The following is a 26,437-nucleotide window of genomic DNA, read 5'->3' as shown; positions in this document are numbered from 1 at the left end:
ATGTCGAATTCTTATGACTCCTCCAGTATCAAAGTCCTGAAAGGGCTGGATGCGGTGCGTAAGCGCCCGGGTATGTATATCGGCGATACGGATGACGGCACCGGTCTGCACCACATGGTATTCGAGGTGGTAGATAACGCTATCGACGAAGCGCTCGCAGGGTACTGTAAAGACATTATCGTCACGATTCATAGCGATAACTCTGTCTCCGTACAGGATGATGGCCGTGGTATTCCGACCGGTATTCACCCGGAAGAGGGGGTTTCCGCGGCGGAAGTGATCATGACCGTTCTGCACGCAGGCGGTAAGTTTGACGATAACTCCTATAAAGTTTCCGGCGGCCTGCACGGCGTGGGTGTTTCCGTGGTTAACGCCCTGTCGCAGAAACTAGAGCTGGTTATCCAGCGCGATAACAAAGTTCACCGCCAGATTTATGAGCACGGCGTTCCGCAGGCACCGCTGGCGGTTACCGGTGACACCGAAAAAACCGGGACGATGGTGCGTTTCTGGCCGAGCTATGAAACTTTCACCAACGTTACCGAATTCGAATATGAGATTCTGGCGAAGCGCCTGCGTGAGCTGTCATTCCTGAACTCTGGTGTGTCTATCCGCCTGCGTGACAAGCGCGATGGCAAAGAAGATCACTTCCACTATGAAGGCGGCATTAAGGCGTTTGTTGAATACCTCAACAAGAACAAAACGCCGATCCACCCGAATATCTTCTATTTCTCCACCGAAAAAGACGGTATCGGCGTCGAAGTTGCGCTGCAGTGGAACGATGGTTTCCAGGAAAACATCTACTGCTTTACTAACAACATTCCGCAACGCGATGGCGGTACTCACCTTGCAGGTTTCCGTGCGGCGATGACCCGTACGCTGAACGCCTACATGGATAAAGAGGGCTACAGCAAGAAAGCCAAAGTCAGCGCTACCGGCGATGATGCCCGTGAAGGCCTGATTGCGGTCGTCTCTGTAAAAGTGCCGGACCCGAAATTCTCCTCGCAGACCAAAGATAAACTGGTCTCTTCTGAGGTGAAATCGGCGGTAGAACAGCAGATGAACGAACTACTCAGTGAATATCTGCTGGAAAACCCGTCCGACGCGAAAATCGTGGTCGGTAAAATTATCGATGCGGCGCGTGCGCGTGAAGCGGCGCGTAAAGCGCGTGAAATGACCCGCCGTAAAGGCGCGCTGGATCTTGCCGGTCTGCCGGGCAAACTGGCGGATTGCCAGGAGCGTGACCCGGCGCTGTCCGAACTCTACCTGGTGGAAGGGGACTCCGCGGGCGGTTCTGCGAAGCAGGGCCGTAACCGTAAAAACCAGGCGATTCTGCCGCTGAAAGGCAAAATCCTGAACGTTGAGAAAGCGCGTTTCGACAAGATGCTCTCTTCGCAGGAAGTGGCGACGCTTATCACGGCGCTGGGCTGTGGCATCGGCCGCGATGAGTACAATCCGGATAAATTGCGTTATCACAGCATCATTATCATGACCGATGCGGACGTCGATGGTTCGCACATCCGTACCCTGCTGCTGACCTTCTTCTACCGTCAGATGCCGGAAATCGTTGAGCGCGGCCATGTCTACATTGCGCAGCCGCCGCTGTACAAAGTGAAAAAAGGCAAGCAGGAGCAGTACATCAAAGATGATGAAGCGATGGATCAGTACCAGATCGCAATCGCCCTTGATGGTGCCACCCTGCACACCAACGCCAGCGCACCTGCGTTAGCCGGTGAGCCGCTGGAAAAACTGGTCGCTGAATACAACGCGGTGCAGAAAATGATTGGTCGCATGGAGCGCCGTTTCCCGCGCGCGCTGCTGAAAGAGCTGGTGTATCAGCCGACGCTGGCCGAAGCCGACCTTTCCGACGAACAGAAAGTGACTCGCTGGGTTAATGCCCTGGTCACTGAGCTGAACGAAAAAGAGCAGCACGGTAGCCAGTGGAAGTACGATGTGCGTGTTAATAGCGAGCTGAACCACTTCGAGCCGATTATTCGCGTGCGTACTCACGGCGTCGACACGGATTATCCGCTGGATAATGAGTTTATTATCGGTGGCGAATACCGTCGTCTCTGCGCGTTGGGCGAAAAGCTTCGTGGTCTGATTGAAGAAGACGCCTTTATCGAACGTGGCGAGCGCCGTCAGCCGGTTGCCAGCTTCGAGCAGGCGCTGGACTGGCTGGTGAAAGAGTCCCGCCGTGGTCTCGCTATCCAGCGTTATAAAGGTCTGGGTGAAATGAACCCGGATCAGCTGTGGGAAACCACTATGGATCCGGACAGCCGCCGTATGCTGCGCGTGACCGTCAAAGATGCGATTGCCGCAGACCAGCTGTTCACCACGTTGATGGGCGATGCGGTTGAACCGCGCCGCGCCTTTATCGAAGAAAACGCCCTGAAAGCGGCGAATATCGATATCTGATCCGCTGTTTCCCCTCTCCATCCGGAGAGGGGAAAATCTAAAAGAGGCACTTCCCGCCCCGTTTCCATCCCCCTTTTCCCTTTTTATCCGTGCTGTTTTTTGAGCGGAATCGCGTTAGCATGAGCCTGGAAATATCTCATCAGGGGATCTCATGGCTATCAAACTTATTGCAATCGATATGGACGGCACGCTGCTGCTGCCGGACCACACCATCTCTCCCGCGGTTAAAAACGCGATCGCCGCTGCGCGCGAACACGGTATTAACGTGGTGCTGACCACTGGCCGGCCATATGCGGGCGTACACAGCTACATGAAAGAGCTGCATATGGAACGGGAAGGCGATTATTGCATTACCTATAACGGCGCACTGGTACAGAATGCCAGCGATGGCAGCACCGTCGCGCAAACTGCGCTGAGCTATGATGATTATCGCTATCTGGAAAAACTCTCCCGTGAAGTGGGTTCCCACTTTCACGCGCTGGATCGCAATACGCTCTACACCGCTAACCGTGACATCAGCTACTACACCGTGCATGAATCTTACGTCGCCACCATTCCGCTGGTGTTCTGCGAAGCCGAGAAAATGGATCCGACAATCCAGTTGCTGAAAGTGATGATGATTGATGAGCCAACCATTCTTGATCAGGCCATTGCCCGTATTCCGCAGGAAGTGAAAGAGAAATATACCGTGCTGAAGAGCGCACCGTATTTCCTTGAAATCCTTGATAAACGCGTCAACAAAGGCACCGGCGTCAAATCGCTGGCCGATGCGCTGAATATCAAACAAGAGGAGATCATGGCGATTGGCGATCAGGAAAATGACATCGCGATGATTGAATATGCCGGCGTGGGCGTGGCGATGGATAACGCCATCCCGGCGGTGAAAGAGGCGGCGAATTTCGTCACTAAATCGAACCTGGAAGACGGCGTTGCCTACGCGATCGAGAAATTTGCGCTGAACTAAGCCGTAACATGCGCAAGGGCGCTACGCCCTTGCCGCTGTTGTTGGTTTTTCTGCGGTCAGCGGGATATGCGCAACGCCGCTTTTCATGATCCATTTGCGTAACCACGGTGTGGTAAGAATGCGATTTTTAATGATTTTTCCCAGCAGTTTTATGCGTAATCGCCGCGTTTTTTGACGATAGACGTTATTCGCATTATCCGGCGCATTGCAAAGCACGCCGCTGAGTATTTCGGCGCTATCCAGCGCGTAACTGATGCCTTCGAGCGAGCTGGCGCTGATAAAACCGGCCGCTTCACCAATCAAAAATGCATTATCTTCCCCACAAACAAAATCGCCCCAGCGCGACGGGCACAGAACGGTACATTTTTCGCTTTTCACCACCTCGCCGAAGCGAAAATTGAACGTCTCAAGCCGCGTTTTCAGCGCCTCAAAATTTTCACGGCTGTTTTTCAACACAAACGCACCGCCAAAAATAAAGTAGCCCTCTTTACTGATGCTCCATGCATAACAATCGGTGGTCGCGTTATCGAAAACGCAGGAATAGAACGGCTGCGGGTGCTGGTCTTTAAACCATTGTTGCAGCGCGACATATTTACGAATGTCATGCGCAGGGTAAATAACCCGCCGCACCATTGAGTTTGCGCCGTCTGCGCCCACCAGATAACGGCATGTCACAGTGGATTCCGCGCCTTCGGCGTAAAATGTCAGATGCCAGAGATCGTTTTCGCGCCAGATTTTTCGGCACAGCGCATCGTGGTAAACATTGACCGAGGGGGGAATCAACGATTTCATCCACAAATCAAACGCATGGCGATCGATATTCAGGTAACTGCGCTGGTAGTTGCGCGTAAGGCCACTTTGCACATCGACCGTACGCACGCTAAAAATCTGCGGATCGGCCATCACCTGCACCGGAAGCGTAATACCTGCACGGATAAACGCCCGCTGCGCATCGGGTGCCAGCAGCCCACCGCACGGTTTTTTAAAGCCGCTATTGCCCTGCTGCTGCTTTTTATCCAGCGCGATAACGCTCAGGTTCCCGGCTAACTGCCGCGCCAGTGCCGCACCTGCTGGCCCCAGCCCGATTATTGCCACGTCAAAATGCTGCATCATTTCCTCCTGTGTTAAGGGAGGAAGGCTATACCGAGTCTGTGAAGTGACCGTGAAGTGCAGAGTAGGCGAATCCCGCCCATTGCTATACCCTGAAGCGACATTATGGCTTCAGGGTCTTTTCATGAAACAGCTCACCTTTGCTCCGCACAATCATCAACTTACCAATATCAACACCTGGACAGCGGACAGCCAGTGGCTGGTATTTGATGTTCGGCCCTCTGGCGCATCGTTTACTGGTAAAACCATTGAACGGGTCAATGTGCGCAACGGTGACGTTGAGGTGCTGTATACCGCAACACACGGTGCGCATGTCGGGGTGGTGACGGTGAACCCTCGGGCGCAAGAGTATGTCTTTATCCACGGTCCGGAAAACCCGGACGCCAGCTGGCAGTATGATTTTCACCATCGGCGCGGCGTGGCGTTGGCAAATGGTATCGTCCGTAACCTTGATGCGCTGGACATTACCGCGCCTTACACGCCCGGTGCATTACGCGGCGGCACACATGTGCATGTGTTCAGCCCGAATGGTGAGTTTGTGAGCTTCACGTATAACGACCATGTATTGCACGAGCGCGATCCGGCTCTGGATTTACGCAATGTCGGTGTCGCGGTGCCGTTTGGCCCGGTTACGCCGCCTTGCACGCATCCACGCGAATATGGTGGAAGCCACTGGAGTGTTTTGGTTAGCCGCACGACGCCCGTGCCACAGCCGGGTAGCGATGAGATCAACCGCGCGTATGAAGAGGGGTGGGTGGGCAATCAGCGGCTGGCGTTTATCGGCGATACCTTGTCGCACAGCGGTGAAAAAGTGCCGGAGTTGTTTATTGTTGCGCTTCCCGGCAATGAACAGGGCTGGAAAACGCCGGGCGATGCGCCATTAGCGGGCAGCGAACAAACCCTGCCCGCGCCGCCAAAAGGTGTGATGCAAAAACGCCTGACGTTTACCCATCACCGCCGCTACCCAGGATTAGTGAATGTGCCGCGTCACTGGGTGCGCAGCAATCCGCAAGCCACGGCAATCGCGTTTCTGATGCGCGACGACGATGGCATTGTGCAATTGTGGCTGATAAGCCCGGACGGCGGCGAACCGCGCCAGTTAACGCATACAACTCACGGAATTCAGTCAGCTTTTAACTGGCATCCTTCCGGCAAAGCGCTGGGATTTGTGCTGGAAAACCGTATTGCGATGTGCGACGCACAGCATGGCGATATCACCTTTTTGAGCACCGATCATGCAAACCCGCCGTCGGCAGATGCGGTCGTGTTTTCACCGGATGGTAAGCAGATTGCCTGGATGGAAGAGGTGGACGGTTTCCGCCAGCTATGGATGACGGAAACCGGCAGGTAATTTAATGTGCCGGCATGGGCGCGGGGGGGATCACCGAATCGGTCGCCAGCGAGGCTTTCTCGCTTTGTTCCACCCGCGATTTGAGAGAACTATCGCGGCGGAAAAGATCCCACGGCAGCAATAGCGTATCCAGGATGGCGGTAAAGGGCATATCCAGCACCACCAGTGATTTCGTGCCTATGCCGGTGTCATCATCAGACAGCATCGCCGAACTGGCGCGTGTGCCGGGGTACGTCCCCTCTTTGCCGCCAGTATGCGACATCACGCTTGAACACCCCGACAACACCATCCCGCTGAGCAATGCAGAAACTATAAGAATCGTTTTCATTTTCGATTTGTCATCGTTGTTTATCGTTTGAATGCTATCCAGGGGGTTATAGCCTCCCGAACGAGAAAGCGACAGCATTCGAGCTCCGCTCTGTGGCGGCATTCGCACTTTAACTTTTTGTGCTGCTACCCCAGTCTATGCGTTGTGCCAGAAAGTGCAAAAAAAAGTCCGAATTGCGGGCTTGAAAACCTCTCCTTCAACCACATTTTAGGAATGTAGCCCGGGAACATGCCGGAAGGGTGTTCGGCTACGTTAGTTGCCTGTCCATGGTGGAAGGCATAAAAATCTCGCTGATTTCAGGAGCTTTAACTATGCGTAACTTCGATCTTTCCCCGCTTTATCGTTCAGCCATTGGTTTTGACCGTCTGTTTAACCTGCTGGAAAACAATCAGAACCAGAGCAATGGCGGTTACCCTCCGTACAACGTCGAGTTAGTGGATGAAAACCACTATCGCATCGCTATTGCTGTGGCCGGTTTCGCGGAAAGCGAGCTGGAAATCACCGCGCAGGACAACCTGCTGGTGGTGAAAGGTGCCCATACCGACGAACAAAAAGAGCGCACTTACCTCTATCAGGGCATCGCCGAACGTAACTTCGAGCGTAAATTCCAGCTGGCGGAAAATATCCACGTGAAGGGCGCCAATCTGGTCAACGGCCTGCTGTATGTCGATTTAGAACGCGTGATCCCGGAAGAGAAAAAACCGCGTCGTATCGAAATTAACTAATTATCCAGGGTCGCGGCTGGCGGCCCGTCCCAGACATGCTCGCCGACAGGGAGCATATGTGAGCTTACGCGCTCGCAGGTATTCACTCGCTTCTTAGAAGGAGAAACACAATGCGTAACTACGATTTATCCCCGCTGCTGCGTCAATGGATCGGTTTTGACAAACTGGCCAACGCCCTGCAAAGCACCAGTGAGCAACAGGCGTTTCCGCCCTACAACATTGAGAAGGGCGACGACAATCACTACCGCATTACTCTCGCGCTGGCTGGTTTCCGCCAGGAAGAGCTGGATATCCAGCTGGAAAACGGGCGCTTAACCGTTAAAGGTACGCCGGAAAAACCGGCCAACGAGCCGAAATGGCTGCATCAGGGGCTGGTGATCCAGCCGTTTAGCCTGAGCTTTACGCTGGCCGACTATATGGAGGTCTCCGGTGCGACCTTCACCAACGGCCTGCTGCATATCGATCTGCTGCGTAACGTGCCGGAAAGCGCCGCGCCTCAGCGCATTGCCATCAGCAATCGCCCGGCGTTAAACAGCTAACGGTCAGTAACGAAAAGGCTCCGCATGCGGGGCCTTTTTTGTTTATGCCCGCACGCCCTGCAAGAAGCGGTGGCGCCAGGGTTTCAGCACAAAAAATGCCAACAGCGCACAGAGAATATCCAGCGTAATGGCGCAGCCAAATACCAGATCCCAGCTACCGGTTTGCTGATACAGCAGCGCCGCCAGCGGGCCGCCGAAAATCGAACCAATCCCCTGAGAAATATAGAGCCAGCCGTAATTCGCGGTGGCATGCTGCGTACCGAAGGTGTCGGTGAGCGTGGCGGGAAACAGGGAGAAAATCTCGCCCCAGCCGAAAAATACCACCCCGGAAAGCAGAACAAACAGCAGCGGATCGTCTTTGCATAACAGCCACAGCGCCATTGCGCAGCCTTCCAGGCCAAAAGCGATAAACATCATGTTTTCCCGGCCAATCCGGTCAGAAATATAACCGCACACCGGGCGCGTCAGCCCATTCATAAAACGGTCAATGGTCATTGCCAGCGGCAGCGCCGCCATCCCCATTACCGTTACGGCAGTGATGCCGAAATCCTCAGCGAAAATGGCCATCTGCGACGTCACCATCAGCCCTGAGGTAGACATCATGGTCATCATCGCAAACATCAACCAGAACAGCGGTTTTCGCAGCATCTCTTTCGGCGCGACGCTTTTATCGCTCATCTTCAGGTTGCTGGTAATTTCTTCTGTTCGAATGCTGTGCGGCGCCCGTAGCCCCTGGCTGGCGATAAACCCGATGACCGCCATCAGCAGGCCAAATTGCCACAGCGTATTCTCCAGCCCTTTGGCAGCCAGCGATTGTGTCACCGGGAAAGTTGTCAGGATCGCGCCCATACCGTAGCCCGCCGCCACCATCCCTGTGGCAAATCCGCGTTTTTCCGGGAACCATCGCACCATCAGGCCAACCACGCCGATATAAACAATGCCGGTGCCAAGACCGCCCAGTACGCCGTAATAGAGATAGAGTTCAGTCAGGCTGCTGATGGTGGCGGTCAGCATCCAGCTTACGCCGCTCAACACCGTGCCGATGGCAATCAGCCGCCGCGGGCCAAACTTATCAATTAACCGCCCCTGAAAGGGGGAGAAGAAGGTTTGCAGAATAATCAGCAGCGAAAAAGTGAGCTGGATTTCCGCCAGGGGCACGTGCAATTTTTCCATAAACGGTCGCGTCAGTAGCGCCCAGACATACTGCGGGCTGGAAATAGAAACCATGCACACCAGGCCCAGCGCCAGTTGCATCCACTTTTTCGGGCTTGCTACCACCACGTTGGTCAATGTTGTATTTGTCATTCTGCCACCCTGTTGTTAACAAAAGTGGTCTTTTGCATTAACTATGCCATAACCTATTGTTGCGGCTGGGATTGCATCGATGCTTAGCAGGCATAGGGTTTGAATCAATCCTGAAGCGGTCAGACAGGCGAACAGCACTGCTTTGATTCGGGGCAACCGTCGTTTGCTGGTGCACTTTTCGCCACATCACGAAGCAGAGAAAATCCCTGCACTTTGTGCAGCATCACCCATACAGTTATTACAGCTTCTGCCAATATTCCTGTAGTCATCATGTACAGGGAAACGATCATGAGTGATATCGCATTAACCGTAAGCGTTCTGGCACTCGTTGCTGTCGTCGGGTTATGGATAGGCAACCTGAAGATTCGTGGCGTCGGGTTTGGCATTGGTGGTGTGCTGTTCGGTGGGATAATCGTCGGCCACTTTGTTGATCAACTGGGCATTCCATTGAGTAGCCCAATGTTGTTATTCGTGCAGGAGTTCGGCCTGATCCTGTTTGTGTATACCATCGGCATTCAGGTCGGTCCCGGGTTCTTCGCCTCGTTACGCGTCTCCGGCCTGCGGCTGAATCTGTTCGCTATTCTGATAGTGCTTCTCGGCGGCCTTGTCACCGCCATTCTGTATAAGCTGTTCGCCATTCCGTTGCCGGTGGTGCTGGGGATTTTCTCCGGCGCGGTAACCAACACGCCAGCACTTGGCGCGGGGCAACAAATCCTGCGTGATTTGGGTATTGCAGGCCCGGTGCTGGATCAGATGGGCATGAGCTACGCGATGGCCTATCCGTTCGGTATCTGCGGTATTTTGCTCAGCATGTGGTTATTGCGTGTGCTGTTTCGCGTCAATGTGGATGAGGAAGCGCGTAAGCACGACGCCACGCTCAGTAACGGCACATCGCTGATTCGCACCATCAATATTCGCGTCGAAAACCCGAATCTCAACAAGATGGCGATTCAGGACGTGCCGATCCTCAACAGCGATAAAATCATCTGCTCGCGCTTAAAACGCGGTGAGTTGTTGATGGTGCCCGCGCCCGGTACGCTGATTGAAGCCGGCGATTTGTTGCATCTGGTGGGATTACCTAAAGATCTGCACAACGCTCAACTGGTTATCGGCCAGGAAGTTGATGTCTCGTTATCCACGCGCGGTACGGATTTGCGAGTGGAGCGCGTGGTGGTGACCAACGAAAAAGTGCTGGGGAAAAAGATTCGCGACCTGCACTTTAAAGAGCGCTATGACGTGGTGATTTCACGGCTTAACCGCGCCGGGGTTGAACTGGTGGCGAGCAACGACGCCAGCCTGCAATTCGGCGATATTCTTAATCTGGTCGGGCGACCATCGGCGATTGAAGCCGTCGCCAATGAAGTGGGGAATGCGCAACATAAACTGCAACAGGTGCAGATGCTGCCAGTGTTTATCGGTATTGGTCTCGGCGTATTGTTAGGGTCGATCCCGCTGTTTATTCCCGGTTTTCCTGCGGCGCTAAAATTAGGTCTGGCCGGTGGGCCGCTGATTATGGCGCTGATCCTTGGGCGCATTGGTACCATTGGCAAGTTGTACTGGTTTATGCCGCCCAGCGCCAACCTGGCGCTGCGGGAACTGGGTATCGTGCTGTTTCTGGCGGTGGTCGGGCTGAAATCCGGCGGGGATTTTATCGCCACGCTGACTCACGGCGATGGGGTGAAATGGATGTGTTACGGCATTTTCATTACTGCCGTTCCGCTGATAACCGTCGGCTTGCTGGCGCGGATGGTGGCGAAGATGAACTATCTGACCTTATGCGGCATGTTAGCCGGGTCGATGACCGATCCGCCCGCGCTGGCCTTTGCTAACGCGTTGCACCCCACCAGCGGCGCGGCGGCGCTCGCCTATGCCACCGTCTATCCGCTGGTGATGTTTTTGCGCATTATCACGCCGCAATTACTGGCGGTGATCTTCTGGGGAATGGGCTAATGGCGTTTCCGGGTGGATACGCCGCAAATGGTAATCCACCTGGTAATCGCGGGTGTTACGGAACATCACCGAGTAGTTAAGGAACTCGCCGCTGTCGCTGTAGGAAAGGGAGGTGATGCGCAGCAGCGGCGTTTGCTCCTGGATGTTCAATATTTGCGCCAGTTGCTTATCTGCCAGCACCGGCGTCAGGCTTTCGTAGTTGCCGCTAATTGTTATTCCGCACTCCTTTTCGATGTAATCGAACTTTGACCCTTCAAGGTGCGCCAGCGAGAGCGTACGGAACAGTTTCACCGGCATATAGCTATCTTCCAGCATCAGCGGTTTGCCTTCGACATAACGCACGCGGCGCGAGAAGTAGATGCGCTCATTGATTTGGATGCGCAACTGGCTGGCTATCGCCGGTGGCGCAGGCATCACTTCAAACAGCAGCACTTTGCTGTGTACCTCTTTCCCTTGCTGGCGCAGCACTTCTACCAGCCCCGTCAGGTTGGTAGTTTCATGATGTACATCTTTGCGCGCCACAAAGGTTCCGCTGCCGTGACGGCGCACCACCAGCCCCCACACCACCAGCAGATCAACCGCTTTGCGAATGGTCATTCGCGCCACGCCAAACTCCTGCGCCAGCGTTTTTTCACCCGGTAAGGGACTACCGACGTTGTAATCCGAGGAATTCAGCCGCAGACGTAGCCGCTCGGCTATCGATTTGTAGATCACCTGTATACCTCTTTACACCCCATGTCAGGAATATACGCACCCTACATGTCTATTTTTAACTCAAAAAGTAGACCTGAAGGAGTGAAATAAAACCATGAAAGGGATCACGGAACGCAGCGGCGCGTCCTGCCGGCAGGAAGGTGAATTCTTATGCTCATTTCAGGCCACTAAAACAAAACAAGGCCTCTCCCCTACAGGTTGTTTCATGAGGATTTAACTATGCTCAGTCAAATACAACGTTTCGGCGGCGCAATGTTTACCCCAGTGCTGCTTTTTCCCTTCGCGGGCATGGTGGTGGGTATCGCCATTATGCTGCGCAATCCGCTTTTCGTCGGTGAAGCATTAACCGCACCCGATAACCTTTTCGCGCAGATTGTGCACATTATCGAAGAAGGCGGCTGGACCGTGTTTCGTAATATGCCGCTGCTGTTTGCCGTTGGTTTACCGATTGGCCTGGCAAAACAAGCGCAGGGACGTGCCTGCCTCGCGGTACTGATCAGCTTTTTAACCTGGAACTACTTTATTAACGCGATGGGAATGACCTGGGGTCACTTCTTTGGCGTGGATTTCTCCGCAGAGCCGACGGCCGGTAGCGGTCTGACACTGATCGCCGGGATTAAAACGCTCGATACCAGCATTATTGGCGCGATCGTGATTTCCGGCATTGTGACCGCCATCCATAACCGTTTTTTTGAAAAGCCGTTACCGGTCTTTCTGGGGATTTTTCAGGGCACGTCGTTTGTGGTGATTATCGCCTTTCTGGTGATGATCCCCTGCGCGTGGTTAACCCTGCTCGGCTGGCCGAAAGTGCAGTTGGGCATTGAATCCTTACAGGCTTTTTTACGCTCTGCCGGTGCGCTGGGCGTATGGGTGTATACCTTCCTCGAACGCATTCTGATCCCGACCGGGTTGCACCATTTTGTCTATGGTCCGTTTATCTTCGGCCCGGCGGCAGTGGAAGGTGGCATCCAGGTTTACTGGGCGCAGCACTTACAAGAATTCAGCCAGAGCACCGAGCCGCTGAAAGCTCTGTTCCCGGAAGGCGGATTTGCGCTGCACGGTAACTCGAAAGTCTTCGGTTCTGTCGGTATCGCGCTGGCATTGTGGTACACCGCCGCGCCGGAAAACCGCGTCAAAGTTGCCGGTCTGCTGATCCCCGCCACGCTCACTGCTGTACTGGTAGGGATCACCGAACCGCTGGAATTTACCTTCCTGTTTATCTCGCCGCTGCTGTTCGCTATTCACGCGGTACTCGCCGCCTCCATGGCGACGGTGATGTACAGCTTTGGCGTAGTCGGCAATATGGGGGGCGGGCTGCTTGACCAGTTCCTGCCGCAAAACTGGATCCCGATGTTCCATAACCATGCGGCGATGGTATTCACCCAAATCGCTATTGGCCTGTGCTTTACCGCGCTCTACTTCGTGGTTTTCCGCACATTGATTGTGCGCTTTAACCTGAAAACCCCAGGCCGGGAAGAGAGCGAAATCAAACTCTACAGCAAAGCCGATTACAAAGCCGCGCGCGGGCAAACCACGGCAGCGGCAGCGAATACCCAGCTCGGCCAGGCAGCTGGTTTCCTGCAGGCACTGGGTGGCAGCGCAAATATTGAAAGCGTGAATAACTGTGCCACCCGGCTGCGTATCGCGCTGGTCGATATGGCGAAAACACAAAGCGATGACGTCTTTAAAGCGCTTGGCGCGCACGGCGTGGTCCGGCGCGGCAACGCCATCCAGGTGATTGTCGGGCTGCATGTCCCGCAAGTACGCGACCAAATCGAATCGTTAATGAAAACCCCTTTATCCCCTGAACCATCTACCATGACAGAGGCTGTATCATGAAAAAATTCTCCGTTGTTATTGCCGGTGGCGGCAGCACCTTTACGCCGGGTATCGTTTTAATGCTGCTGGCTAATCGCGATCGCTTTCCGCTGCGGGCGCTGAAGTTTTATGACAACGATGGCGCGCGCCAGGAAACCATCGCCGAGGCCTGCAAAATCATCCTGCGGGAGCAGGCACCGGATATTGAATTCAGTTACACCACCGATCCAAAAACCGCCTTTAGCGATGTCGATTTTGTGATGGCGCATATCCGCGTAGGCAAATATCCGATGCGTGAACAGGATGAAAAAATCCCGTTGCGCCACGGCGTTGTCGGCCAGGAAACCTGTGGCCCAGGCGGTATTGCCTACGGTATGCGCTCGATTGGTGGCGTACTGGAGCTGGTGGACTATATGGAAAAATACTCCCCGAATGCCTGGATGCTGAACTACTCCAACCCGGCGGCAATCGTGGCGGAAGCGACGCGCCGCCTGCGTCCGCAGGCAAAAATCCTTAATATCTGCGATATGCCCATCGGCATTGAAGGGCGCATGGCGCAGATTGTGGGCCTGCAAGATCGTAAACAGATGCGGGTGCGCTATTACGGGCTGAACCACTTTGGCTGGTGGACATCGATTGAAGATTTGGACGGCAACGATTTAATGCCGAAATTACGCGAATATGTGGCGAAAAATGGCTATGTTCCTCCGGCGAAAGATGAGCACACCGAAGCAAGCTGGAACGATACCTTCGCCAAAGCGAAAGATGTGCAGGCGCTTGACCCGGATACGATGCCGAACACCTATCTGAAGTATTACTTGTTCCCGGATTATGTGGTGGCGCACTCCAATCCTGAGCGTACCCGCGCTAATGAAGTGATGGATCACCGTGAAAAACAGGTGTTTGGTTCCTGTCGCGCCATTATCGAAGCGGGAAAATCATCGGCAGGTGAGCTGGAAATCGACGAACATGCGTCGTACATCGTCGATCTGGCAACCGCCATCGCCTTTAACACCCAGGAACGGATGCTGCTGATTGTGCCGAACAACGGCGCGATCCATAACTTTGATGCTGACGCGATGGTGGAGATCCCTTGCCTGGTGGGTAAAAACGGCCCGCAACCGCTCACGGTTGGCGATATCCCCCATTTCCAGAAGGGGCTGATGAGCCAGCAGGTTGCCGTGGAAAAACTGGTAGTCGATGCCTGGGAACAGCGCTCTTATCAGAAGTTGTGGCAGGCGATAACCTTGTCCAAAACAGTTCCGAGCGCTTCTGTCGCCAAAGCCATTCTGGATGATTTAGTCGAAGCCAATAAAGCGTTCTGGCCTGAGTTGCATTAATCCCCGCGACCGGCATCGTCAGGATGCCGGTCCAAATATGAAACGTGTCGAAAAAATTCACCGTATCCGCTACTTTGTTGACCAGTACACCAACAAGGAGCCCTGATGAAAATTTCCCGCGTTGGCCAGGCGCCGGACTATCGTTTCTCGCTGGCGAACGAACGTACTTTTCTTGCGTGGATCCGCACGGCGCTTGGTTTTCTGGCGGCCGGTGTGGGTCTGGATCAGTTAGCGCCGGAATTTGCCACGCCGCTGATTCGCGAAGTGCTGGCGTTGCTGCTGTGTCTCTTCGCAGGCGGGCTGGCGTTGTATGGCTATCTGCGCTGGCTGGGCAATGAAAAAGCGATGCGCCTGAAAGAGGATTTGCCTTACACCCGTGCCCTGCTGGTGATAAGCGTTATTCTGCTGGCGGTTGCGCTGGTGGTGATGGTGCTGGTGTTCTATGGCGGATAACCGCAAAGCGCGCCGCGAAGCGGACCCCGGCCTGCAGCCGGAACGCACGTCGCTGGCGTGGCTGCGCACATTGTTCGGCTACGGTGCGTTGATGGCGCTGGCGGTCAGGCATAACTGGCAGCATTCGGGGCTGCCGTTTTGGATCTCGCTGGGAGTGCTGCTGTGCGTGGCGCTTCTGCTCTGGCGCTACACACATAAACGTATCTTAATGGATGTGAATAAAAGTGATTTCGTCTTATCCGGCGCGGTTCGTGACAAATTGTTGATCTCCCTCGCGGTGCTTTCCCTCGCATTACTGTTTGCTGTAACGCATATCCGACAATTACTCCTGATTTTCTGAGGAACACCGCATGCCAGGCTGCCACGTTATGGCCAGGCCCGCCCGTTGTCGCCGCTGTACTGACATGGGAACACAGCCGCAAAAGAGAATGGATGATGCCGCTTTGCGGACGTTTATTCGCCAGCAGATCGCTACCCACTCCGCTGCTAGTGTGCCTTTTGCCTGGCAAGAGGGCGGTTTGGATTTTTTCCGCCGCATCGTTGCGCTGCAAAAGCGGTACGCTAAAAAACGTATCGAAAACACCTTCCATACGGACGGCAGTTCGCTTGATGATGAGTTGTGCCGTTTCTTTCACGAGCACGGCTGGCGGGTGAGTCTCTCTATGAACGTCCCTGCCGTGGCGCAAGATATCCGTCACGTTAACCGCAGCGATCAGTCCTCACACCAGCACGCGCTAAATGCTGTTCAATGGCTGGCGAAACATAGCGTGGCATTCAGTGTTAACTGTGTCGTCAACCACCGCAACAGCCAGCAGCCGCTGCATCTGTACCTTTCTCTGCGTGCTCTCGGCACGCCCTTTGTGCACTTTGTTCCGCTGGTGGAGCAAGATCCGCAGGGACATTTAACGCCGGAATCAGTGAGCGCAGCGGCGTGGGGCCATTTTCTGACCACCGTATTTGACTACTGGGTGCGTGAAGATATTGGTCGGGTTTATATCCCGCTCTTTGACGAAACACTCGATGTCTGGAGCGGCTATCCGTTACACCTGTGTTCCTGTAGCGAAACCCGCGATCGCACGTTTGCGCCGCATGCGAACGGCGATACCGCGTCGGTTTACTCCGATAACCATTTGGGCAATCCGATTATCACGGTGAATGCCAGCGATGACGCAGCGACGGGCGAGCCGCATCAAACCAGTCTGCTTAGCGAGGCGTGTCGCCGCTGCGATATGCTGCCATTTTGCCAGGGCGATTGCCCGAAACATCGCGTTGTACAGGGCAAAAGCGCGCTGTGTGACGGCTATTACCACTTCTTTAGCTATTCCGGGCCTTATATGCGGGTGATGCGTGACCTGCGCAAACAGCGGCACTCCCCGATGTCGTTATGCGCCTTTTTGCAGCATTGCTAAATTAGCGCGCTTTCGCCAGATAGCGCGCCATCTCCTCTGCGGGCACCATGCCGCCGCCTGTTGCCCACACCAGGTGGGTGGCCTGCGCCAGTTGCGTCTGGCTAAAGCCGTGAAGCTGATGGTAATCGCGCTCTTCACTGATCTGTTTCGGACCCGGCATGCCCGCCAGCGCCGACGGTTCCAGCAAAATGTTCTCTTCCTGCGCCAGTAATCCCAGCAGGTTATAAAGCGTCTGGTCATCGACGGTATAAAAACCGTCCAGCAGGCGTTCCATCGCGCGGCCAACAAAACCCGACGCGCGCCCGACGGCCAGCCCATCGGCGGCGGTCTGGTTATCAATGCCTAAATCCTGCACCGCAATGCCATCATGCAGGCCGGTGTACACGCCAAGCAGCATGCACGGTGAATGCGTCGGTTCGGCAAATATACAGTGGACATCATCGCCAAACGCCAGCTTCAGGCCGAACGCCACACCGCCAGGGCCGCCGCCAACGCCGCAAGGGAGATAGACAAACAGCGGATGGTCTTTATCGACCACTTTACCGATACGGGCGAACTGCTCTTTTAGCCGTTGCCCGGCGACCGCATACCCGAGGAACAGCGTGCGGGAGTTTTCATCATCAATAAAAAAGCAGTTCGCGTCCGCCTGCGCCGCGCGGCGGCCTTGCTCAACGGCAACACCGTAATCTTCGGCATACTCCACCACGTTCACCCCGTGGCTGCGCAGCAGCGCTTTTTTCCAGGCGCGGGCATCGGCAGACATATGTACTGTTACGCGAAAACCGAGGCGCGCACTGATAATGCCAATCGACAGCCCGAGGTTACCGGTCGAACCGACGGCGATACTGTACTGGCTAAAAAAGCGGGTGAATTCAGGCGAGAGCAGGCGGCTGTAATCGTCTTGCGGCGTCAGCAACCCGGCGGCGAAAGCCAGTTTTTCTGCGTGGGTCAGCACCTCATAAATGCCGCCGCGCGCTTTGATTGAGCCAGAAATCGGCAAGTGGCTGTCTTTTTTCAGCCACAGCTCACCGGTGATGCTTTGCCCCAGACGGCGCTGCATTGCCGGGATCGGCACTACGTCGGATTCAATGATGCCGCCGCTGGCCGCGGTTTCTGGAAACGCCCGCGCAATAAAAGGCGCAAAGCGTGTCAGGCGGGCGTGCGCATCGCTCACATCTTGCGGTGTCAGACCAACATGCGGCAAAGCCTCGGCAACCGAGGTAGTATTAGGGTTAAACCAGTGCGTTTCTTGCAAATCAATCAGGCGTTGCACTAGCGGGTCGTGCTGGATGAGCTTCTGGAGGTCGGCGTTTTTCATCGGTTCTTCATCATCGAAAGCGGATGGTTAAAGAAAACAGGAATACGCCGTCGGTGCAAGTGTGCAGACGTGGTGAGAATTTATTACGTTTTGCCGCTACACGTTGTGGCGTAAAGCATGCTAAATACATGTATTCGCCCCCAATTTTCACAAGGTTAACTGTGTTAAAGCCACTGATTGCTGTTGCTATGCTGCTGGCGGGAACCTCTGCGTTTGCCGCTGATACTCCGCTGACAGCGGCGCATTACGCGCAGCAGCTGGGTGTGGGGATGGATGTCGACTGGGCGCGTACCGACAGGGGAATCCGTGAGTTTGACCCGCTGGTAGTGCGTGATTTCTACGAGGCGGGCATCCGCCATGTGCGTATTCGCGTTGCTGATAATATGACCGAAGCACGCCTGATCCATCTGCGAAAACTGGTGGAAGCCTGTGAAGCGTATGGCGTCATTCCGATTATTGCTTATCAGGCCGATAGCTTTAAAGCCGATCCCGACGCAAAAAACGAAGCGCAACTGGTGGTGTGGTGGAAAACCGTCGGCACCTTTTTTGGCACTGACCACCCGACGCTCGGTTTTGATGTAATTTATGAACCGGCCGATAAACTTAACCACGATCTTTCTGCGCTAAATCGCGCCTATGAAAATGTCGTCAGAACGCTGCATGATATCGATCCGCAGCGCATGATTTTTATCGCGCCGCGGATGCGTGCCGCACCTGAAGATCTGCCCTCGCTGAAGCTGCCGCCGCATAGTCAGAACTTCCTGCTCGCCGAATGGCACATCTTTCCCTGGGGGCCGCTAAAAGCGAATGGCAAATACCCGTGGACATCCGGCACGGCGGCGGAGAAAGCCGTCATTCGCGCCCGCATCAACACCGCTGTGCGCTGGCAGCAGAAAACGGGCCATGCCAGTTGGGTTGGCGGTTGGGCAGTCGGCGAGTCAATGAAAAGCGCGCCAACCGAGTCGCAGCTGGCGTTTGCCCGTTTTATGGCTTGCGAACTGAACAAGGTGAAAATCCCGTACGCCATTAACACCGATACGCAATTTTATGACGGTGAAGAGGGCGCATGGCGACCCGCGCCGGAGCCGTTACTGAAGGTGATGATCGCGCCAGATTGTTGCAAGCCCGACGCGAAGTCGGGCCATCATGAGATTAAATCGCCGGTTCGTGGCGAGCAAAACGCGACGCCAACGGCAGCCAGCACAGCAGGATCAAAAGCCCGGCCAGCGTCATCAGCATCCCAAGGCTAAACTGGCTGTTCTGCGGTAGTTGTGACGAAAGCCACGCCAGCCCGCCGGAACCGATATTCTGCAAGCCACCGACCAGCGCCCCCGCCGTTCCGGCGAGAAACGGGAACGGCTCCATCGCACCGCTGGTTGCCAGCGGGAACAACATCCCGGCACCAAAGAAGAACAGCGCAGCGGGAACCACCAGCGTCCAGATGTTCATCACGCCCAGCAAACCGGGGATCCACATCAGAATACCGGCCGCCAGGCAGCTAATCACCGACTGCCACATTAACGTGGTGAAGCGCTTATTCTGCCGTCCGGCAAACCATGCGCCGAAAAACGCTGCCGGAATTGGCAGGATAAACAGCACACTGACCGTCATGCTGTTGAGGCCAAGCACGCCACCCATCAATACGCCGGAACAGGCTTCAAACACCGCAATTCCCGCCAGACCGCCAATCAACATCAGCAGATAGCAGTTAAACGCGCCGCTGCCGAACAGCGTTTTATAGCTGGCGATAAGCCGGATGCGCGGCGCGTCCGTTGGGCGGGTTTCCGGCATCCAGCGCGCCATGCTGTAGGTGACGAAGGCACACAGCGCCAGCAGGAAAATAAAGCAGGCGCGCCAGTTCACCAGCGTGTTCAGCACGCCGCCAATCAGCGGAGCCAGTAACGGGCTGACCAGAATCCCCATGTTCAGCAGGCTGTTGGCGTGGCGCAGCTCTGTACCCGCGTAAAGATCACGCGGCAGGGTTCGCGCCATCACGCCGCCGACGCCGGTACCAATGCCCTGCAAGGCGCTGGCCAGAATTAACACCGCCAGGCTGTGTGTGGAGATAGCAATCAGCGTCGCCAGCATAAAAATGCTCATCCCGGCGAGGATCACCGGCCGACGTCCAATTCTGTCCGCCAGTGGGCCATAAAAAAGCTGCGAGACGCCATAGGTCAGCAAATAGGCGGCCATGACGCTCTGCACCGCGCCTTCACGCACATTAAGATCTCGCGCCATATCAGCGATGGCTGGTATGTAGATTGTCTGTGCCATCTGCCCGACAGCGACCAGCAGTACCAGCATCAACAACAAATTGACGTTTCTTTGCCTTTTCATCTCGATGATTACTTTAAGAAAATGAGGAAATAAAGAATATATGGCTGCAATTCAGCCTTTATGCGGGAGAAATCTAGCACAGTCAGATGACAGAACCACTATGCGGCACAGCAATGGCAATGCTGCGCCAGGCAGGTTTTGTAAACGATTTTCGGCAACTTTTGTTGCCAGTTTGTCTTATGAAAGACGCAGTAAAATTGCCCCGACGGCGATACCGCAGGCCGCGACGATTCGCAGTCCGGCGACCTTCTCATTCAGCAACAAAAAAGCCAGCAGGGCGCCGAAGAGAATCGAGGTTTCACGCAGTGCCGCCACCACCGCCAGCGGCGCTTGTGTCATGGCCCACAGCGCCAGCCCATAGGAACCCATCGTGCCGATACCGCCGGGCAATCCCTTTTTCCAGTTTACCGCCAGATAACGTGTCACCTCTTGTCGGCGCGCCAGCATCGCCCACAGCAGCAGGCAGAAGCCATTCATAAAGAATGTCCACAGTGTGTAGCCGAGCGCCGAACCGGCGAGGCGCACACCGGTGCCATCCACCAGCGTGTAACCGGCGATAAAGCAGGAGTTGAGTAACGCCAGCCAGATACCTTTACGCGACTGACTGCGGCCATTGAACGCCATGCCGAGAATCGACAGACAGATCACCGCAATCCCACCCCAAGCCACACTGGAGAGCGAATCGCCAAGCCACAGCACGCTGATTATCGCCACCAGCAGCGGCGCGGTGCCGCGCATCAGCGGGTAGGTCTGGCTCATATCCGCCACCTGATAGGTTTTGGCGACCAGCACCGTGTAGATCACCTGTAAGGCGCAACTGGCAATGAGATAAGGCGCGCTGGCGAGAGTCGGCTGCGGAGAAAAAGGTAGTAAAACCAGCGCGATTAATGCGGCGGAACCGCTGACGGCAATGGCCGAATAGAGCTTGTCGCTGCCCGCTTTCACTATCGCGTTCCAGCTGGCATGCAGCAGCGCGGCGAACAGCAGGATGCAAAACACAGAGAGGGTCATAGCGGCACACGTGGGTGGAATGTCACCAAAATGTAACACGATGAGCGCAATGGAAGCCAGCTAGCCAGACCTTCGCAAATGGCGCGTTATGCCCATAAAACGTCCCGCGAAAAGTGAACAGTTTTATTAAAAAGCGCCACCAATAAATCGTAGCAACCCCAAAGTCACTACTCATCAATAAGGAGAAAACGTTATGGCCGGAGGAGCTTCAATGGGAGCGTCTTTAGCTTCCATGGGACAACTGGATATGGTTTCCGCTGCAACAACCATGATGAACGCCCAGGCGCAGTCAGCCAAAATGATCACCGATACCATTAACGGTATTACCAGTTCGTTGATCGATTCATCAACGAAAGCGCAAAACTCAATGCAGCAGGCGGGTAAAGCCATTCAATATTAAATGGCATCTCTACAATAGCGCTGTGCGATAAAGGAGTATTCTATGTGTTTTATTACCAGAGCAGCTTTAAATATGGTGAGCAACCCACAGGTTGTTTTTCAGCAAAACAACAACGTGTTAACGCGCTGTGGTTCTGCCCCTAAACCGCCTGAAAATAATAATACCTGCTGTAAACCTGACGATGGCAAAAACTGTAATAAACCCAATAACGACTGGAATCACTGCAATAAACCCAACAACAACTGGAATAATTGTCATAAGCCAAATAATAACTGGGATGGTGGCCACCGCCCTGATAATAACTGGAATAGTTGCAATCGACCTGGCAATAATGGGAATAACTGCTCCGGTGCAAATAATCACCATCGGCCGGGCAATGACCGAAATGATTGCATTACCGATACGAAATCTATCCTGCGTCAGTTATCTGATATGTTAGAAAAGCTCTCCAGACAGGCGGGACGGGATTTAAAAGCGGCTTCCGGTAGCAATAATCCTTATGATCTGCTGAAAGCCAACCGTTCGATGTCAAACTATTATTTAAATAATCAGTTTGTCTCGAAAATGATCAGCAAAATGACCAACAGCGTGGAGCGAATGACAAACCTCCAGTAACGATAAAAACCCATTATGTTAATAAGAGCAATTAACGCCATCGCCCTGTTACTCATGGTTACCTTCCTCTGCGGGTGCCAGGGTGAACTGGCGTTATATCAGGGGCTTGCTGAGCCAGCGGCTAACGCCATCGTTGCCGAACTCAAGGACAAAGGTATTGACGCCGCGAAGCAGTCGGATAAAACGGGTTATTCCGTTTCGATAGCCATGTCCGATCTTCCTGAAGCTGTGAAAATATTACATTCCGCAGGATTGCCCTCCCAGAGCTATGTTAGCCTGGGAGATGTTTTTCGAAAGGAAGGGATGATTTCTTCACCGCTTGAAGAACGCGTTCGTTATATTTATGCCCTGTCTCAGGAACTCGAGTTTACGTTATCACAAATAGATGGCGTCATTATGGCCAGAGTGCATATTGTCCTGCCGGAACGTATCTCAGCGGGTGAGCCAATACAACCCGCCTCAGCAGCGGTGTTTATTAAATATAATCGGGATATTGATGTGGAAAAATTACAGCCTGTTATTAGGCGGATGGCGCTGAGCAGTATTCCGGGAATGGTTGATGCCGATGATAAAAAATTGTCTATTTCTTTTATTCCTACCACAGAATATAAAACGCAAGATGTTGCGCCGGAAAATAAAAAACCAAACACCATGATATTATATCTTCTGGGTTGCCTCTGTTTACTTGCGTCGTTTTATTTCTTTATACAGAAAAAATAAAACCAATTTTATTAAAGGGATTTTCATGCTGCGATGGATTCACTGGTGGCGCGATGGCTGGCGTCATAAACGTCATCACAGTTGGCCGTTGCCGGAAGAGTTGCACCTTATTCATGCGGTTATCGCTCATGCTGAAGCACATCAAAGACACTGGATTGATAGCCTTTTTGGCGTCAAACCTGCGGCCATTCCTGAGCCAACAGAGGCGGTTATTAACGTCATTGAGCTATTACAACACCAGCGCGTTTTATTATTTGAAGCCCTTTTTTGTGTCTGCGTGGATCATCCACAATCGGTCTATCGTGTTATGTCTTCAGGTGCTTTGCAATGGTGTCGCCGGTTGGCTATGGGGTTAAAACCGGGGCTGTGGACGCCGCCTCTCTCTCCCGATCCGGACATTACCGGAATCATCCTGCTTCGCAGTTGGGTGGGTGAGCCTGTCTGGTCGCGAATGCGTTTTTCTCTGCCGAAAGAAAAAGTCGAAGAGGTCGAGCGCCAGCCAGTCATCCCTGTCACAGCGCATAAACTCTCCATGCTGTGGATGGCGGTTATCGCCTGGATACAGCGCGAACGCCCACGGGAAAACGGCCATGTTAACGGTGCATAAAATTAATCTGCTCGCCGGGGCTTCTGTTGTGCAACAACCGGTGCTGCGTAGGGAAGAGATAGCGAACTTTTTTGTCGCGCAGCAGGCGTGCGACATTGCCAATCTGCGCGCCAGAGAGACGATAAAACATGCGCAATTAGCGGCAGAGCGGATTCGCCATCAGGCGTATGAAGAGGTGTCGAAGACGCTATGGAAACAGGCACAGGTGTTACTGAATGACTGGCAAAAAGAGCGGGAAGAGATGCGTAAACAGACGGTCGGGTGTGCAAAACAGTTGCTTACCCAGGCGCTGCGCCTCGCATTTGACAAAGAGCCCGCAAAGGCACGTATACAAGCACTTCTCAAACAGTTGCAAAAGCATCCTGAAGTTAATCGCGCGGCAATGTTAATGGTTAATCCACGGCAATATGAGCAGGCCGAACAATTTTTAAATGCGCACGGCGATACGCCCTGGACGCTGGTAAGTGATCCCCGGCAGGCCAAAGACGAATTGTGCCTGAAAAGCCCTCACGGGAAATATACGATCGGTTGGCAGACCTTCACCGACAGTTTCCTTTCTGCCATAACGGAAAGCGCGGCGACCACCAGGGGAGCAAATGAAACCGAACGGGGAGAGTAAAGTCATTGCGGCGCCATGACGTGGCGGTAATGGCGCCGTTTCTTTGCGGGGGTTAATAGATTTTGGTTATTTTATCCGGCGTGACCTGGTCGTTGGCCAGATGCACCTCATCGAATGACCAGGCGTAATCGCCAAACCTTTCCAGCTGATTGACGCTGCGCAGACCAGCGACATATCCTGGCTGCATGGTGTTTGCTAGCTCCATATATTGTTCATTGTGTTCAATATTTTCCCGAAGTGAGACACCGGGTATGCCCTGCGCATCAATTTCATACAGATGAAAACCATTGTTCAGCTCGCCCCGACCAAAACGTTCTGCTCCCTCCCGGGTTCGTGCAACGAATACCACCGGGCCGGACATCATCTTCTCAACACCGGCAAAGTAATTTCCGTCCCTGAAACCAACATTCTGCGGATCGCCACGCCGGTCGACCCGATCTGCCTGCTCAACACGGTACAATTTATTAAAATCCCTTCTCTCAATGTAGCCGCGATCGTTCAGATAGCTTCCTGGTGGCAGTTGAACGTTATCTGCCCAGGGGTTGAAATTAATCGCATCGTCGGCGTAAGGCGTGTACCCGGCGCCGGAGGTTGCGACGGATGATGGGGTGCTCCTCCCTGAACTGTTTCCTGATCGCATTTCGGTGGCCGATAACTCACTTTCCGCGCCTGGTGTTAACGGCCTGGAAAGGGGTGAACTTCGGTTTTCTGAGCCAAACAGGGAAGCGCCTGGCGTGCGCGGGAGGCCTGTTGCGGAATAACCTTCTGACATGGCTGGTGAGAAGGGGGTAACAGGTGTTGGCGCACGGCTGCTCGCCGGTGTGAATATGGGCGTGCCGGGCGTGGGTGGCAGGCTGTTTTCCGGCGATCGGCCATCCGGTAAGCGGCGGGGCAGGCTCAGATCAAGAGGGTGTTCCGTTTCTGCTGTGTCGAGTGCTGTCGAAGGGCCTGGCTGTGAATCAACGTCCATCGGCGCTGGACGCGATAGTGATGCTGGCCGGGAGATACTGAGGTCGAGCGGCTGTTCGGGAAGATCCGCACGAGGATTACTATACATTTTGCCTGCTGGCGCATTCAATGGCTGGCCGGCTTGCGGCTGTACCCCGCCGGGTAACGCGCTGCGCTGCCACTCGCCGTTGCCCGACTGCACCGTCAGCACCGGCTGTCGGGTCTGCGGGTCGATAATGCGCGCCCGCCCTTCGCCTGGGCGGAAATCCTGCCCGACTTCGTACACCCTGCTGTCACCTGTTCCATCGCGGTAGCGCAGCAGCCAGCGGTCATTTCCGGCCGCGTCCTTCACCTGATGAATGCCACCGGCGCTGGCGCGGCTCCCGTTGAGCAACGCCTCGCCATCCTTCACCGCGTACTGGCTGATATCACCCGCCAGCGAAGGACGCAGCCGGTTCACCGCCGCCGTTCCGGTTTCTCCGGCCGCTGCCGCCGTGGTTTCCCCTGCCAGTGCTCCCTTAGCGGCTCCGGCGGCGGCTGCCCTGGCTTCACCGGCCACTGCCATCTCTGTACCGGTTGCGCCAGCCATTGCCGCACCGGCTTCCCCGGCAGCCGCCTGCTCAGGGGCGTTGCGCAGCGTGGCCAGCGCGCTCCGGCCTTCCGTGGTCACCGCTTTTTCAGTGAAAAACTCCGCCATGGCGCCCGCTTCTGCGACAATGCCGTCGAGCATCAGCAGCGCGCCGATATCTTTCATCACCAGTTCAGTGTTAGTGGGTTCATTCTGTTCGGTGCGCAGCGGCTGCCCGGCAAAATGGCGCAGCGACTGCACTTTATCGCGGTCGCTGTACTGCGCCAGCGGTTTGCCTTCCAGACCCGGAACGTCGTCGTGGGTGTTGGTTTTGTACTGTGCGCCGGTATTGATCTGCTGGTCGAAAAAATCCCGCGCCGCCGCCGCCAGCAGGGACGGTGTACGCGTGTTGCCCTGCGCGTCATAGTGCGTCTGCGGGAAGGCGGCATACTGTTCGCGCACTTTGTCCAGCAGCGCTGTCGTCTGGGTATGCCCGTTATCGGGCAGGCTGGCCGGATCGTGAATGCCCGCCGCCGACAGGCCGTAAGCGAGGAGGGATTTTCTTGCCTCGTAGGGCGCGCCGTAGGAGGCGGTAAAGCCGGATTCGCCAGTCTGCCCTTCGCGCTGGCGGATCATCTGCCCGGCAATCTGTTTCTCAATGGAGGGATACCCTTTGCCGCGCGGGTCGGGAGTAAAGATCAGCGAGCGGGCATCGGGGCGGACAGGGCGGTCATCATTGTTGTTTTGCGGGCCGGTATATAACGAGCCGGTGGGGATTTCACGTTTGTTTTTGGCGGAGGTTTCCTCGCGGATAAACGGCTGGGGAAAAACAGGAACGGATACAGAATCGATTTTCATAACCACCTCTTTTGC

General features: G+C 54.7%; 25 protein-coding genes and 1 other annotated feature. Of the genes, 17 read left to right on the top strand and 8 right to left on the bottom strand.

Going from position 1 to position 26,437, the window contains the following annotated elements:
* The gene (gene gyrB / locus AAIG26_RS17630; RefSeq protein WP_020455844.1) at nt 1–2,415 is read left to right on the top strand and encodes a DNA topoisomerase (ATP-hydrolyzing) subunit B; all 2,415 of its coding nucleotides are present in this window, start codon (nt 1–3) and stop codon (nt 2,413–2,415) included.
* A 151-nt stretch (nt 2,416–2,566) separates the two neighbouring features.
* The gene (yidA, locus tag AAIG26_RS17625; RefSeq protein WP_343181119.1) at nt 2,567–3,379 is read left to right on the top strand and encodes a sugar-phosphatase; all 813 of its coding nucleotides are present in this window, start codon (nt 2,567–2,569) and stop codon (nt 3,377–3,379) included.
* 21 nt (nt 3,380–3,400) lie between these two features.
* Here yidA and AAIG26_RS17620 read toward each other — a convergent pair whose 3' ends face one another.
* Complete coding sequence (locus AAIG26_RS17620; protein ID WP_343181140.1) at nt 3,401–4,489, bottom strand: FAD-binding protein; 1,089 nt, start codon at nt 4,487–4,489, stop codon at nt 3,401–3,403.
* A 124-nt stretch (nt 4,490–4,613) separates the two neighbouring features.
* On the opposite strand from AAIG26_RS17620, the gene AAIG26_RS17615 reads away from it, so the two are divergent.
* The gene (locus tag AAIG26_RS17615) at nt 4,614–5,840 is read left to right on the top strand and encodes a DUF3748 domain-containing protein (RefSeq protein ID WP_343181117.1); all 1,227 of its coding nucleotides are present in this window, start codon (nt 4,614–4,616) and stop codon (nt 5,838–5,840) included.
* Between the two features lies 1 nt (nt 5,841).
* On the opposite strand, the gene AAIG26_RS17610 is transcribed toward AAIG26_RS17615, so the two are convergent.
* Nucleotides 5,842–6,168 carry a YceK/YidQ family lipoprotein gene (locus AAIG26_RS17610; RefSeq protein WP_044489763.1) on the bottom strand — a complete coding sequence of 109 codons (327 nt, stop codon included), beginning with the start codon at nt 6,166–6,168 and terminating at the stop codon, nt 5,842–5,844.
* Nucleotides 6,169–6,410: 242 nt separating this feature from the next.
* Nucleotides 6,411–6,486: a sequence feature (ROSE (Repression Of Heat Shock gene Expression) occurs in the 5'-region of heat shock genes and acts as an RNA thermometer to modulate expression.), on the top strand.
* Here AAIG26_RS17610 and ibpA point away from each other — a divergent pair.
* Both ibpA and ibpB read left to right on the top strand, forming a co-directional pair.
* A complete protein-coding gene (gene ibpA, locus AAIG26_RS17605) occupies nt 6,480–6,893 on the top strand; it encodes a small heat shock chaperone IbpA (protein ID WP_020455839.1) in 414 nt (137 codons plus the stop codon). (Overlaps the previous feature by 7 nt.)
* A 110-nt stretch (nt 6,894–7,003) precedes the next feature.
* A complete protein-coding gene (gene ibpB, locus AAIG26_RS17600; RefSeq protein ID WP_017458081.1) occupies nt 7,004–7,432 on the top strand; it encodes a small heat shock chaperone IbpB in 429 nt (142 codons plus the stop codon).
* A 42-nt stretch (nt 7,433–7,474) separates the two neighbouring features.
* On the opposite strand, the gene oxlT is transcribed toward ibpB, so the two are convergent.
* Nucleotides 7,475–8,737, bottom strand: a complete 1,263-nt coding sequence (gene oxlT, locus AAIG26_RS17595) for an oxalate/formate MFS antiporter (RefSeq protein WP_097407250.1) — start codon at nt 8,735–8,737, stop codon at nt 7,475–7,477.
* A gap of 288 nt (nt 8,738–9,025) precedes the next feature.
* On the opposite strand from oxlT, the gene AAIG26_RS17590 reads away from it, so the two are divergent.
* Nucleotides 9,026–10,687: a putative transporter gene (locus AAIG26_RS17590; RefSeq protein WP_343181115.1), complete on the top strand. Its 1,662-nt coding sequence runs from the start codon at nt 9,026–9,028 to the stop codon at nt 10,685–10,687.
* On the opposite strand, the gene AAIG26_RS17585 is transcribed toward AAIG26_RS17590, so the two are convergent.
* Complete coding sequence (locus AAIG26_RS17585) at nt 10,655–11,401, bottom strand: GntR family transcriptional regulator (protein ID WP_020455836.1); 747 nt, start codon at nt 11,399–11,401, stop codon at nt 10,655–10,657. The two genes, AAIG26_RS17590 and AAIG26_RS17585, sit on opposite strands and share 33 nt — an antisense overlap.
* 219 nt (nt 11,402–11,620) lie before the next feature.
* Between AAIG26_RS17585 and AAIG26_RS17580 the strand changes: the two genes are divergently transcribed.
* The 5 genes from AAIG26_RS17580 (at nt 11,621) to AAIG26_RS17560 (ending at nt 16,421) form a co-directional block, all read left to right on the top strand.
* Nucleotides 11,621–13,240 carry an alpha-glucoside-specific PTS transporter subunit IIBC gene (locus AAIG26_RS17580; RefSeq protein WP_045507343.1) on the top strand — a complete coding sequence of 540 codons (1,620 nt, stop codon included), beginning with the start codon at nt 11,621–11,623 and terminating at the stop codon, nt 13,238–13,240.
* Entirely contained in the window at nt 13,237–14,559 is a 1,323-nt protein-coding gene (locus AAIG26_RS17575) for a 6-phospho-alpha-glucosidase (RefSeq protein WP_020455834.1), read from the top strand. Before AAIG26_RS17580 ends, AAIG26_RS17575 begins: the two co-directional genes overlap by 4 nt.
* A gap of 105 nt (nt 14,560–14,664) precedes the next feature.
* On the top strand, nt 14,665–15,012 hold the full coding sequence (locus AAIG26_RS17570; RefSeq protein WP_020455833.1) for a DUF202 domain-containing protein: 348 nt from the start codon (nt 14,665–14,667) through the stop codon (nt 15,010–15,012).
* Nucleotides 15,002–15,352: a DUF202 domain-containing protein gene (locus AAIG26_RS17565; protein ID WP_160268346.1), complete on the top strand. Its 351-nt coding sequence runs from the start codon at nt 15,002–15,004 to the stop codon at nt 15,350–15,352. The genes AAIG26_RS17570 and AAIG26_RS17565 overlap by 11 nt, the downstream gene beginning before the upstream one ends.
* A gap of 88 nt (nt 15,353–15,440) precedes the next feature.
* Entirely contained in the window at nt 15,441–16,421 is a 981-nt protein-coding gene (locus tag AAIG26_RS17560) for a radical SAM protein (RefSeq protein ID WP_343181114.1), read from the top strand.
* A 1-nt stretch (nt 16,422) separates the two neighbouring features.
* Here the strand turns inward: AAIG26_RS17560 and dsdA are convergent, their stop codons facing one another.
* Nucleotides 16,423–17,739: a D-serine ammonia-lyase gene (dsdA, locus tag AAIG26_RS17555; RefSeq protein ID WP_343181112.1), complete on the bottom strand. Its 1,317-nt coding sequence runs from the start codon at nt 17,737–17,739 to the stop codon at nt 16,423–16,425.
* A gap of 161 nt (nt 17,740–17,900) precedes the next feature.
* Between dsdA and AAIG26_RS17550 the strand changes: the two genes are divergently transcribed.
* Complete coding sequence (locus tag AAIG26_RS17550; protein WP_343181110.1) at nt 17,901–18,989, top strand: cellulase family glycosylhydrolase; 1,089 nt, start codon at nt 17,901–17,903, stop codon at nt 18,987–18,989.
* Here AAIG26_RS17550 and emrD read toward each other — a convergent pair.
* Together emrD and AAIG26_RS17540 are read right to left on the bottom strand one after the other, a co-directional pair.
* A complete protein-coding gene (emrD, locus tag AAIG26_RS17545; RefSeq protein ID WP_343181108.1) occupies nt 18,892–20,076 on the bottom strand; it encodes a multidrug efflux MFS transporter EmrD in 1,185 nt (394 codons plus the stop codon). The genes AAIG26_RS17550 and emrD overlap by 98 nt on opposite strands.
* Before the next feature lie 177 nt (nt 20,077–20,253).
* Nucleotides 20,254–21,087: a DMT family transporter gene (locus AAIG26_RS17540; RefSeq protein ID WP_020455827.1), complete on the bottom strand. Its 834-nt coding sequence runs from the start codon at nt 21,085–21,087 to the stop codon at nt 20,254–20,256.
* Between the two features lie 211 nt (nt 21,088–21,298).
* Between AAIG26_RS17540 and AAIG26_RS17535 the strand changes: the two genes are divergently transcribed.
* Genes AAIG26_RS17535 through AAIG26_RS17515 form a run of 5 tightly spaced genes read left to right on the top strand, consistent with a single transcriptional unit; the run spans nt 21,299 to nt 24,048 of the window.
* Nucleotides 21,299–21,487 (top strand): ATP-dependent helicase HrpA, encoded by a 189-nt coding sequence (locus AAIG26_RS17535; RefSeq protein WP_197539469.1) that lies wholly within the window; start codon nt 21,299–21,301, stop codon nt 21,485–21,487.
* Nucleotides 21,488–21,529: 42 nt separating this feature from the next.
* Nucleotides 21,530–22,102, top strand: coding sequence for an EscI/YscI/HrpB family type III secretion system inner rod protein (locus AAIG26_RS17530; RefSeq protein WP_020455825.1), 573 nt, complete (start codon nt 21,530–21,532; stop codon nt 22,100–22,102).
* 15 nt (nt 22,103–22,117) lie between these two features.
* Nucleotides 22,118–22,822, top strand: a complete 705-nt coding sequence (gene sctJ, locus AAIG26_RS17525) for a type III secretion inner membrane ring lipoprotein SctJ (protein ID WP_343181106.1) — start codon at nt 22,118–22,120, stop codon at nt 22,820–22,822.
* Nucleotides 22,788–23,429: a hypothetical protein gene (locus AAIG26_RS17520; protein ID WP_343181104.1), complete on the top strand. Its 642-nt coding sequence runs from the start codon at nt 22,788–22,790 to the stop codon at nt 23,427–23,429. Before sctJ ends, AAIG26_RS17520 begins: the two co-directional genes overlap by 35 nt.
* Nucleotides 23,413–24,048, top strand: coding sequence for an HrpE/YscL family type III secretion apparatus protein (locus AAIG26_RS17515; protein ID WP_343181102.1), 636 nt, complete (start codon nt 23,413–23,415; stop codon nt 24,046–24,048). Before AAIG26_RS17520 ends, AAIG26_RS17515 begins: the two co-directional genes overlap by 17 nt.
* A 52-nt stretch (nt 24,049–24,100) precedes the next feature.
* On the opposite strand, the gene AAIG26_RS17510 is transcribed toward AAIG26_RS17515, so the two are convergent.
* On the bottom strand, nt 24,101–26,422 hold the full coding sequence (locus AAIG26_RS17510) for a hypothetical protein (protein ID WP_343181100.1): 2,322 nt from the start codon (nt 26,420–26,422) through the stop codon (nt 24,101–24,103).
* Nucleotides 26,423–26,437: the final 15 nt, after the last annotated feature.

This window comes from Kosakonia sp. PSU_27, assembly GCF_039409795.1.
Lineage (GTDB): Bacteria > Pseudomonadota > Gammaproteobacteria > Enterobacterales > Enterobacteriaceae > Kosakonia.
Note: the sequence above shows the minus strand (reverse complement) of the source record. Positions and strands in the feature narration are given on the sequence as shown.